The sequence below is a fragment of the Micromonospora sp. NPDC049282 genome, assembly GCF_043197045.1.
Lineage (GTDB): Bacteria > Actinomycetota > Actinomycetes > Mycobacteriales > Micromonosporaceae > Micromonospora.
In genome coordinates this window covers 104543-115355 of the sequence record NZ_JBICSL010000004.1, presented here as the reverse complement: position 1 = coordinate 115355, position 10813 = coordinate 104543, and the positions used below count along the sequence as shown (strand labels likewise).

The following is a 10813-nucleotide window of genomic DNA, read 5'->3' as shown; positions in this document are numbered from 1 at the left end:
CCGACGATGTCGGCACGCTACGTACTCGGGGTGAACATCGGCTTCCACGACTCCAGCGCGGTGCTGCTGCGCGACGGCGCGCTCTGCTCGCTCGTCGAGCAGGAGCGGGTCAGCCGGCGCAAGCACGCGGTGGGGCAGCCGCCCGCGGAGGCGGTCGCCGCCTGCCTGGCGATGGCCGGCATCGGGCCGGCGGAGGTGGACACCGTGGCGATCGGCTGGGACTTCCGGCAGATCCCGCTGGGCCGCAACCGCCGGTTCACCACCGAAGGGCTGCGGGCGATGCTCTTCCCCGGCCAGGAGGACCTGGTCATGCCGGCGGTGCGCTGGGTGCCGCACCACGTGGCGCACGCGGCCAGCGCCGCGTTCAGCTGCGACGCCGACGAGGCCGCGGTGCTGGTCGTCGACGGCGCCGGCGAAACCCAGTCGACGTCGATCGGTCGTTTCGCCGACGGCGAGGTGGAGATCCTGCGGGAGTGGCCGGTCGAGGAGTCGCTGGGCTTCTACTACAACGCCGCCGCCGAGTGGGCGGGGCTGGGCTACTGGGGCACCGGGAAGCTGATGGGGCTCGCCGCGTACGGGCGGCCCGCGCCGGGCGCGCCGGTGCGGGCGGTGCCGGGCGGGTACGAGCTGGTCCGGGCGCCCGCCGCGCAGGTGCCGGCCCGGCGGATCGCGTCGCTGGGCCCGCTGATGGCCTACTACCCGGCCGTGGCCGAGTCGCTGCGACCGGGGTTCGGCGCCTTCTTCCCGTACGCGCCGCGCGAGGCCGAGGAGCCGATCGCGTACGCGGACTTCGCCGCCACCGTCCAGCAGGGGCTGGAGGAGGCGGTGCTGTCGCTCGCCACCGAGCTGCGCCGGCGGGTGGACACACCGGTGCTGGCGCTGGCCGGCGGCGTGGCGATGAACTGCACCATGGTCGGGGTGCTGGTCCGCAGCGGGCTGTTCGACCGGGTCTACGTGCCGCCGGTGCCCACCGACGCCGGGGTGTCGCTGGGCGCCGCGCTGGTTTCCGCGCGCGAGTGCGGATCGTTCACGCCCACCCGGATCGACCACGCGTACTGGGGGCGGCCGGTCACCACGCAGGCGGGGGAGGCGGCCGCCGCCCAGGCCGGCCTGGCGCACCGCCGCCTCGGCGACGACGAGCTGGCCCGGTTCGTGGCCGGTGAGATCGCGCGGGGACGCATCGTCGGCTGGGCCCGGGGCCGCGGTGAGATCGGCCAACGCGCGCTGGGCGCCCGCAGCATGCTCGCCGACCCGCGCGACCGGCGCAGCCTGGAACGGCTCAACGTGGTGAAGGGACGGGAGATGTGGCGGCCGGTGGCGCCGAGCATCCTCGCCGAGCACGCGCACGCGCTGATCGAGGACCGGCTCGACGACCCGTCGAGGTTCATGCTGGCCGCCGCGTCGGTGCGCCCGGACGCCCGGCTGCGGATCCCGGCGGTGACCCACGTGGACGGGTCGGCGCGCCCGCAGACGGTGCACCGCGACACCAACCCCGGCTACTGGGCGCTGATCGAGCAGTTCCGGCAGCTCACCGGCGTGCCCGCGGTGGTCAACACGTCGTTCAACCTGGCCGGCGACCCGATCGTCGACTCGGCCGCCGACGCGGTGGACACGTTCACCCGCGCCAAGGAGATCGACCTGCTGGTGCTCGGCGACACCGTGGTGACCCGCGGCGAGGACGAACTGCCGTCCTGAGCGTTCCGGGGCGGGCCGGCAACCGGCCCGCCCCGGATCCGTCGTTCAGCCGGCGGTACGCCGGCGCTCGCGCCGCCACACCTGCCGCAGCCGGTCGACGAAGAAGTCCCGGTTGACCCAGTAGAACTCCAGCCAGATGTGGTCCGGATCGCGCAGCCAGATCTGCGAGCCCGCCTCGTGCTTCGAGGTGGTGACGCCGGAGTGGGTCACGCCGAGGGCGTCCAGGTGGGCGGCCCAGTCGTCGAGGTCGGCCCGCTCGGGCACGTGGTAGGCCAGGTGGTGCAGGCCGGGGCGGCGCTCGTCGAAGCGGTCCGGCACGGCCGGGTCACCCGGCGGTTCGGCCCGGCCGAGCACCACCGAGGCGAACGAACCGGGGTGCACCAGGGTCCGGAACCGGAACCCGGACTCGGGCGGGGTGACGTCGTTGACCACCACCATCTCGAAGACCGCCTGGTAGAACTCCGTGCTGCGGTCGAGGTCGACGACGGTGAGGTTGATGTGGTTGCGGCCGTCCAGGCGGGGCATCGGATCCTCCTCAGCCGGCCCGGCCGGCCGACACGGCGTCCACCGGGTCGTCGTCGGTGCGCGGGCCGGCCGGCACCGCCTCCAGGACGGACATCGACGAGGTGGGGGTTACCCGGACCAGCCGGAAGCCGGCGTCGTCGAGCAGCGCGCGGAACTCGTCAGCGGTGCGGGTGTGCCCACCGAAGAGGGCCAGCGCCTTGACGTCCATCACCTTGCCGGTGTCGTCGTGGTTGCCGTAGCGGCTGACGGACTCGACGATGACCACCCGGCTGTCCGGCCGGACGGCGGCGCGCACCGAGCGCAGGATCCGCCCGGCCCGCTCGTCGGGCCAGTCGTGGATGATCGTCTTGAGCAGGTAGACGTCCGCGCCTTCGGGCAGCGGGTCGAAGAAGGAGCCGCCGCGGATCTCGCACCGGTCCGCGACGCCGGCCCGGGCCAGCACGGCCGGCGCCTCGGCCACCACGTGCGGCAGGTCGACCAGGACGGCGCGCAGTCCCCGGTGGCGGGCGAGCAGGCCGGCGGCGAAGGTGCCGTGCCCGCTGCCCACGTCCACGAGCGTTCCGGCGTCGGCGAGGTCCAGCACGGGCAGCACGGTGCGCAGCACGAACGGGTTGACGCTCTCCGCCGAGCGTTCGAACCGGACGCACTCGTAGGGGTGGTCGGCGAAGTGGTCGTAGTAGCGGGCGCCGTCGTGGACGTGGCCGAACGCGGTCTCCCCGGTGCGGATGCTGTGGGTCAGCCGCGCCCACGAGTAGATGTCTGGTGGCATGAGCGGGAAGCACTCGCGGACCGAGAACGGGTGGTCGCTGCGCAGCGGCTCGGCCAGCGGGGTGAGCCCGAAGACCTCGGGCTCGGTCTCGGTGAAGATGCCGCGCCCGGCCAGGGCGCGCAGGCCCCGGGTCAGCGCGCCGGGGTGCGCGCCGACGCGGTCGGCCAGCTCCCGCACCGGCAGCGGGCCGTCGGTGAGCTGGTCGGCGACGGCGAGGTCGCACATGACCCGGATGGTGAACGGGACGATGTAGTCGGCCAGCTCGGTGAGCCGGGTGACCGAGGCGAGGTCGATGCGGGGCGTCACGGGCATGACGACACCGTATCGGGTCGACTGTTGCCATACCAGATACGATACGCGATGCTTGATACGTGCATCTGAATCTGTTCACCCAGTGCTCGCCGTCCCCGCAGTTCAAGGGCTTCTGGCGGCATCCCGCCGACCGCAGCGCCACCGGCTACCGCGACCTCGGCTACTGGGTGGACCTCGGCCGCCGGCTGGAGGCCGCCTGCCTGGACGCGCTCTTCTTCGCCGACGTGCACGGCGCCTACGACGTCTACCAGGGCAGCTGGCGGGCGGCGGTCCGGCACGCGGTGCAGATCCCCTCGATCGACCCGCTGCTGGTGCTGCCCGCCATCGCCGCCACCACCTCCCGGCTCGGCCTGGCCGTCACCTACTCGACCACCTACCACCCCCCGTACGAGTGCGCCCGCGTGTTCAGCTCGCTGGACCACCTCACCGGCGGCCGGGTCGCCTGGAACATCGTCACCTCGTATCTCCGTTCGGCCTCGGCGAACGGGCTGGGGGAGCACCTCGACCACGACGACCGCTACGACCGGGCCGACGAGTACGTGCAGGTCGCCCGGCGGCTGTGGGAGGACAGCTGGGACGACGGCGCGGTGGTACGCGACGCCGACGCGAACGTGTTCACCGACCCGGACCGGGTGCGCCAGATCGACCACCGGGGACGGTGGTTCGACGTGCGCGGGCCGCACCAGTGCGAGCCGTCGCCGCAGCGTACGCCGGTGCTCTACCAGGCCGGGGCGTCCGGACGGGGGCTGACGTTCGCCGCCCGGCACGCCGAGGTGGTGTTCCTGACCATGGCCGAACCGTCCGACGGCGCGCCGCAGGTGGCGAAGCTGCGGTCCCTGGTCGCCGCGCACGGACGCGACCCGAGGTCGGTCAAGGCGTTGCAGGGCAGCATGGTGATGGTGGCGCCGACCCGCCAGGAGGCCCGCCGCCGCGCCGAGGAGTACGTGGCGCTGTGGAGCGGGGAGGGCCAGCTGGCCAAGTGGTGCGGCTGGATGGACGTCGACCTCGGCGCGTACCCGGACGAGACGCCGGTGGCCGAGATCGCCGGGCAGGGCAGTCACAGCTTCCTGGGCTTCCTGCACCGGCTCGGCCCCGAGCGCGAGTGGACCGTCGGCGACGTGCGCTACCTGGTGTCGACCGCGCGGCGGCCGCGCACCAACGCGCCGGTCACCCTGTTCGGCACCGTGGAGCAGGTGGCCGACCGGATGGAGCAGTGGCTGGAGGTCGCCGACGTGGACGGCTTCAACCTCATTCCCTGCCCCACCACGCAGGGCATCGCCGACATCTGCGACCTGCTGGTGCCGGAGCTGCAGCGCCGGGGGTTGTTCCGCACCGCGTACGACCCGGCGGAGCGGACGCTGCGGGAGCGCTACTTCGGCGCCGGCGCGGCCGCGCCCGCGCGGGTGCCGGCGCTGGAGCCGGCGTCGGCCTGAGGGGCGCTCAGAACATCGTGGTGTCGACCGGCGCGCCGGCCAGCAGCGCGCCGACCGTGGCGTAGCTGTCGCGGCCGTTGACGAAGTGCTGGGTCGCGGTGTTGATGTCGCGCAGCCGCCGTTGCAGCGGCGAGCCGTCGAACACGGTCGACGCGCCGGCCAGCGCGTACGCCGCCTGCACGGCCTGGTGGGCGACGGCGGTGACCTGCGCGGCGGTGGCCCGCAGGCAGGCCCGGTCCAGCGGGCTGAGCACCTCGCCCCGGCGGGCGGTCTCCCAGGCGGTCTCGGCCTCGGAGTGCAGCAGCGCGCGGGCCGCGCGCAGCGCCACGTGGGCCTCGCCGAGGCGGTCGTGGAAGACCGGGGAGTCGGCGAGCGAGCGGGCGCTGAAGGTGCGCCGGCGCCCGGCGGCGGCCTGGGCGGCGGCGTCCTGCACCGCGCCCTGGGCGATGCCGAGGTCGACCGCGGCGATGAGCAGCCCGGCCTGGGCGATCCGGAACACCGTGCGGTGCACCTCGTCGCCGCCGCCGACCAGGCTGAAGCCGCGGTGCTCGGGGCAGGTCCGGGCGGCCGCCCGGACGTCCTGGCTGGCGGTGCCGCGCAGGCCGAGCACCTGCCAGGTGTCGAGGAGGTCCAGCTCGGCCGCGGGGAAGAGCACCATCCGGGTCAGCGGGGCGCCGTTGGGCAGCGTGCGCGGCGTGCGCCCGTCGAGCACGAGGCAGTTCAGGTAGATCCAGCTCGCCTGCGGCGCGCCGGTGACGAACGGCCACCGGCCGTTGACCTGCCAGCCGCCCGCGCCGTCCGGCGCGGCCCGACCCTTGGGCGCGACCGCGCCGGCGCCGAGCACGTCCGGGCCGGCCGCGTAGATCTCCTGCCGGGCCGCCTCGGGGAAGCAGGCGAACAGCAGGTGCGCCAGCCCGACCTGGCCGACCAGCCAGCCGGTGGAGGAGTCGGCGACGGAGAGCTGCTCGACCACCCGCAGCGCCTCGACCAGCGGCAGGTCGGCGCCGCCGTGCGCGGCCGGCACCAGCATGCGCAGGCAGCCGGCCGCGGCGAGGCCGGCGAGAACGTCGTCCGGGATCCGGCCGGTGCGGTCGATCTCCGGCGCCCGTTCCGCCAGGTCGGGAAGCAGGCTGTCGACCCGGGGCAGCGTACTGGTCACGAACGCACTCTATCGGCTCACTCGTATCTTGTTTAGCCTTGTATCTGCTATCAATCTCAGATACATGTACTGAGGGAGGAGGTGACGGCTCGATGACCGCAGGCGCCACGTCGGGTTCACCGTTGCTGAGCTGGCTGGAGCGACCCCGCTCGGACCGGGGCGTGCACTTCGCCGCCGCCGGCGACGACTGGGACTTCCGCTCCTACGCCGAACTCGCCGACCGCACCCGGGCGATCCTCGCCGGCCTGACCGCCGCCGGGGTGGGCCCGGGCGACGTGGTCTCCGTCGTCGAGCCGGCCGGGCCCGACTTCGTGGCCACGCTGTTCGCCGCGATGGCCGCCGGGGCGGCGCCCTCGCCGATCGCCCCGCCGCTGACCTTCCAGGACCGTGACGTCTACCGCGAGCACGTGCTCGGGCTGCTGCGCGCCGCCGCGCCCCGGGTGCTGGTCTGCGCGCAGCGACTCACCGCGACGATCGGGCCGCTGGCCACGGCCGCCGGCGTGCCCCGGGTGCTCAGCGCCGAGGAGCTGGTCTCCGCCGGCGGCGACGCCCGGGGCGCGGTCGTCGAGCCCGGCCCGCTGGCCCTGCTCCAGTTCACCTCCGGCTCCAGCGGCCGGGCCCGCGGCGTACGCGTGCCGCACGCCGCGCTCGCCGCCAACGTCGCCGCGATCCGGCGGTGGCTGGCCATGACCCCGGACGACCCGACCGCCTCGTGGCTGCCGGTGCACCACGACATGGGCCTGATCGGCTGCCTGGTGACCCCGGTGGTCAACACCAGCGACCTGTGGCTGATGCCGTCCGAGGAGTTCGTCCGCGACCCCGCCCGCTACCTGCGCTGCTTCGGCCGGCACGGCGCGCGGCTGACCTCGATGCCGAACTTCGGGCTGGAGTACATCGCCCGGCGGGTGCGCCCGACCGCGCTGGACGGGATGGACTTCTCCGCCTGGCGGGCGGTGATCGTCGGCGCCGAGCGCATCGACGTCGACGCGCTGCGCCGGTTCTGCGACCTGCTCGTCCCGCACGGCTTCGACCCGCGGGCGTTGCTGCCCGCGTACGGGCTGGCCGAGGCCACCCTGGCGGTGACCGGGCTGCCGCTGGACGAGCTGTACCGGGCCGTCGACCTGCGCCCGGACCGGCTGCGCCCGGGCGCGCGGGTGGTGGCCGGCCCGGACGAGCCCGCCGGCGACGAGCCGACGCAACCGGTGGTCGGCTGCGGCCGGCCACTGGCCGGGGTGGCGGTGCGGATCCTGGACGCCGACGGCGCGCCGGTGCCCGACGGCGTGGTCGGCGAGATCGAGGTGCGGGGTCCGGCGGTCGCCCAGGGATACGTCAACGACGGCGAGTCGGCGTCGCAGACCGCGCTGGACGGCGGCGTGCTGCGCACCGCCGACGCCGGTTTCCTGCACGAGGGCCAACTGCACGTGCTCGGCCGGCTCGGCGACAGCATGAAGGTGCGCGGCCGGGCGGTCTTCGCCGAGGACCTCGAGTGGGCGGTGTGCCGCCCCGGCGTGCCGGCACAGCGGATGGCCGCCCTGCTGGGCCACCGGGCCGGCGCGGCGACCGTGGTCGCGGTCTTCGAGCAGGCCCGCCCGGAATGGCTGGCGCAGGCGTCGCAGGAGCTGCGCCGGCGGGCCGAGGGCGCGCAGGTGGTCATCGTGGACGCCCCGCGCGGCACGATCGCCCGCACCTCCAGCGGCAAACCCCGGCGACGCCAGATGTGGCAGGCGTTCGTCGACGACCGGCTGCCCGGCACCGTGGTCACCCCGACCGCCGGGCAGCGGCAGCAGACCACCGAACACACGACGGCGTCCTGAGGGATGTCCGGACAGGAGGCGGCAATGACCGAGGCGACCAGGTCGACCCCGACCGAGGTGCGTACCGAGGAGGACGTCCGTGAGTCGGTGACGGCGATCGTCACCGAACTGGCACCGAACCCGGAGCAGATCGAGGGGGCCGGCGACTCGCGACTGGTCGAGGACCTCGGCTTCCACTCGCTGGCCCTGCTGGAGCTGGCGTTCACCCTGGAGGACGAGTTCGAGCTGCCGCCGATCGACGAGACGACGGCCCGCAAGATCGTCACGATCGACGCGGTCGTCGAGCACGTGACGGGCATCCTGCGCGAGCGCGGCGAGATGGCCAGTTGACCACCCGCACCGGGCCCGCCCCGGAGCCGGCGGCGCCCGGTGCGCCGGCCGACGGGCCGCAGCGCCGCGCCCGGGCGCTGTCGCTGCGGTTGTTCCTCGCCATGCTGCACACCCAGGAACTGCTCGCCGGCTACCTGGGCACCCGGCTGGGACTGTACGAGGCGCTGCACCGGGGCCCGGCCGACGTGACGGAGCTGTGCAAACGCGCCAGGATCGCCCCCCGGTACGCGCGCGAGTGGCTGGAGCAGCAGGCGGTGGCCGGCTTCCTCGACGTCGACGACGTCACCGCGCCACCCGAGCGGCGGGTCTACCGGCTGCCGGAGGGGCACGCCGAGGTGCTGCTCGCCTCGGACAGCCCGCTGTCGCTGGTGTCGCTGACGATGCTGCCGCTGGGTGGGGTGGCCGGGGCGCTGCCGGCGCTGCTGGAGGCGTACCGGACCGGGGCGGGGGTGCCGGACGAGATGTTCGGCGACGACTGGCGCCACGGGCACTCCGGCGCCAACCGGGCGTTGTTCACCCACGCGCTGCCCGGGTGGCTCGCCGCGTTCCTGCCGGAGATCCACCAACGGCTCACCGCCGGGCCGAGCCGGATCGCCGACGTCGGCTGCGGGGCCGGCTGGGCGGCCGTCGCGCTGGCCCGCGCGTACCCGCTCGCCCAGGTCGACGGCTTCGACCTGGACGCGGCGACGCTGGCCGCGGCGGCGGAGAACGCCGCGGCGGCGGGGGTGGCCGACCGGGTCCGGTTCCATCGGCGCGACGCGGCCGAGGCGGAGCCGGCCGGCGGCTACGACGTGGTCTGCGTCTTCGACGCGCTGCACGAGATGAGCCGGCCGGTGCCGGTGCTGCGGGCCTGCCGCCGACTGCGCGGACCGGCCGGCGCGGTGCTGGTGCTCGACGCCAAGGTGGCACACCGGTTCGTGGCGCCCGGCGACGAGGTGGAGCGGTTCCAGTACGCCACAAGCGTGCTGCACTGCCTGCCGGCGGGCCTGGCCGGGCCGGACTCGTCGGCCACCGGGACCGCGTTGCGCCCGGCCCAGGTGCGGCGGTTCGCCACCGACGCCGGGTTCGCCGACATGCAGATCGTGCCGGTGGACGACCGCTTCCACCGGCTCTACCACCTCACCGGCTGAGCGGCCGGGCCGCCGGGCGTGCCGGCGGCCCGGCCGCTCAGGCCGCCAGCTCCGCGGCGAGCGCGCGCTTGTCCACCTTGCCCACCCCGGTGTACGGCAGGGCGGCGCGAAGCTCCAGCCGGTCGGGGAGCTTGTAGCCGGCCAGGCCGCGTCCGGTGAGGAACTCGCGCAGCCCGCCGAGCGTGGGCGCCGGCTCGTGCGCCACCACCACCGCGCAGGTCTTCTCGCCGAGCACCCGGTCGGGCACGGCGACCACCGCCACCTCGCGGACGCCCGGGTGGGCGAGCAGGTGCTCCTCCACCTCGCCGGCCGGGACCTTCTCGCCGCCCCGGTTCACCACCTCCTTGATCCGGCCGGTCACCACCAGCTCGCCGGTCGGGGTCCAGCGGACCAGGTCGCCGGTGCGCAGGAAGCCGTCCGGGGTGAAGGCGTGGGCGTTGTACCCGGCCGCCCGGTAGTAGCCGCGTAGCGTGGTGGGTCCCTGGACGACCAGCTCGCCCACCTCGCCGGCGGTTACCGGCGCGCCGTCGGCGTCGACGACGCGGAACTCGTCGGCGGCCGACAGCGGCCGGCCCTGGGTGTGCGCGGCCAGCTCCGGCGGGTCGTCGGGGCGGGTGCAGGCGATCGGGCCCTCCGCCATGCCGAAGAAGTGCGTCAACCGGATGCCCAGCTCGTCCACCGCGCGGGCGGCCACGTCGGGGCTCAGGTTGGCGCCGCCCACCTCGACCACCAGACCGGACAGGTCGGCGCCCAGCAGCGGCGCGAGGTCGGTCCAGAGTGGCAGGAAGGCCGGCATCAGCGTGGTCAGCGTGACCTTCTCCCGGGTGATCAGCCGGAACGCCTCGTCGGGGCTGGGGCTGCCGGCCAGCACCGCGGTGCCGCCGGCGCGCAGGGCGCCGAGCACGCCCGGGCAGCCGAGGGCCGCGTTGTGCGCGGCCGGCAGCGCCGCCAGGTACACCCCGTCGGCGCCGAAGCCCATCGCCGCCGCGGTCGCCCGCAACTGGTACGCGTAGTCGTCGTGGGTGCGGGGGATCAGCTTCGGCACGCCTGTCGAGCCGCCGGAGAGCAGGAAGAACGCCACCTCGGCCGGATCCGGGCGGGGCAGCGGCACCGGCTCGGCGTCCACCTGCGCCAGCGCGGTGAACTCACCGGGGTCGCCGACGACGAACACCTCCCGCAGCGACGGCGTCTCGGCGCGGACGTCGGCGGCCAGCTTGCGCAGGTCGAAGCCCTGTGTCTGGTCGACGGTCAGGTAGGCCACCGCTTCGGTGTGCGCGCACAGGTGGCCGATCTCGGCTCGGCGGTGCGCGGGCAGCGCCAGCACCGGCAACGCGCCGAGGCGGAACAGCGCCAGGCACACCACCACGAACTCGACGGAGTTCGGCAACTGGACGACGACCCGGTCGTGGCGGCCGATGCCGCGCTCGCGCAGGCCGGCGGCCAGCCGGTCGGCGCGGCGGTCCAGGTCGCGGTAGCTGACCCGCTGCTCGCCGGCGACCAGCGCAATCCGGTCCGGATCGGTTCGGGCCAGGTCCCGGCCCAGGTCGCCGAGCACCTCGCCGCGCCAGTAGCCCTCGGCGCGGTAGCGCGCGGCGAGTTCCTCCGGCCAGCCCACACAACCGTCGAGCATCGAAGCCTCCCGGGAC

At 74.9% G+C, this 10813-nt stretch carries 9 protein-coding genes; 5 read left to right on the top strand and 4 right to left on the bottom strand.

What is annotated here, in order from left to right; all coding sequences use genetic code 11:
• Positions 1-6: 6 nt before the first annotated feature.
• Positions 7-1695: a carbamoyltransferase gene (locus ACGFI2_RS09835; protein ID WP_393513492.1), complete on the top strand. Its 1689-nt coding sequence runs from the start codon at positions 7-9 to the stop codon at positions 1693-1695.
• A 45-nt stretch (positions 1696-1740) separates the two neighbouring features.
• Here the strand turns inward: ACGFI2_RS09835 and ACGFI2_RS09830 are convergent, their stop codons facing one another.
• The gene (locus tag ACGFI2_RS09830; RefSeq protein ID WP_393513489.1) at positions 1741-2220 is read right to left on the bottom strand and encodes a VOC family protein; all 480 of its coding nucleotides are present in this window, start codon (positions 2218-2220) and stop codon (positions 1741-1743) included.
• Positions 2221-2230: 10 nt separating this feature from the next.
• Positions 2231-3301 carry a methyltransferase gene (locus ACGFI2_RS09825; RefSeq protein WP_393513486.1) on the bottom strand — a complete coding sequence of 357 codons (1071 nt, stop codon included), beginning with the start codon at positions 3299-3301 and terminating at the stop codon, positions 2231-2233.
• A 59-nt stretch (positions 3302-3360) separates the two neighbouring features.
• On the opposite strand from ACGFI2_RS09825, the gene ACGFI2_RS09820 reads away from it, so the two are divergent.
• A complete protein-coding gene (locus ACGFI2_RS09820; RefSeq protein ID WP_393513483.1) occupies positions 3361-4734 on the top strand; it encodes an LLM class flavin-dependent oxidoreductase in 1374 nt (457 codons plus the stop codon).
• A 7-nt stretch (positions 4735-4741) separates the two neighbouring features.
• Here the strand turns inward: ACGFI2_RS09820 and ACGFI2_RS09815 are convergent, their stop codons facing one another.
• Positions 4742-5893 (bottom strand): acyl-CoA dehydrogenase family protein, encoded by a 1152-nt coding sequence (locus ACGFI2_RS09815; protein WP_393513480.1) that lies wholly within the window; start codon positions 5891-5893, stop codon positions 4742-4744.
• Between the two features lie 92 nt (positions 5894-5985).
• Here ACGFI2_RS09815 and ACGFI2_RS09810 point away from each other — a divergent pair, with 92 nt between their 5' ends.
• The 3 genes from ACGFI2_RS09810 to ACGFI2_RS09800 are packed head-to-tail and all read left to right on the top strand — an operon-like array spanning position 5986 to position 9167.
• On the top strand, positions 5986-7707 hold the full coding sequence (locus ACGFI2_RS09810) for an AMP-binding protein (protein ID WP_393513477.1): 1722 nt from the start codon (positions 5986-5988) through the stop codon (positions 7705-7707).
• A gap of 24 nt (positions 7708-7731) precedes the next feature.
• Positions 7732-8037 carry an acyl carrier protein gene (locus ACGFI2_RS09805; RefSeq protein WP_091057136.1) on the top strand — a complete coding sequence of 102 codons (306 nt, stop codon included), beginning with the start codon at positions 7732-7734 and terminating at the stop codon, positions 8035-8037.
• Positions 8034-9167, top strand: coding sequence for a class I SAM-dependent methyltransferase (locus tag ACGFI2_RS09800; protein WP_393513474.1), 1134 nt, complete (start codon positions 8034-8036; stop codon positions 9165-9167). The genes ACGFI2_RS09805 and ACGFI2_RS09800 overlap by 4 nt, the downstream gene beginning before the upstream one ends.
• 37 nt (positions 9168-9204) lie before the next feature.
• On the opposite strand, the gene ACGFI2_RS09795 is transcribed toward ACGFI2_RS09800, so the two are convergent.
• Positions 9205-10797 (bottom strand): (2,3-dihydroxybenzoyl)adenylate synthase, encoded by a 1593-nt coding sequence (locus tag ACGFI2_RS09795; protein ID WP_393513471.1) that lies wholly within the window; start codon positions 10795-10797, stop codon positions 9205-9207.
• Positions 10798-10813: the final 16 nt, after the last annotated feature.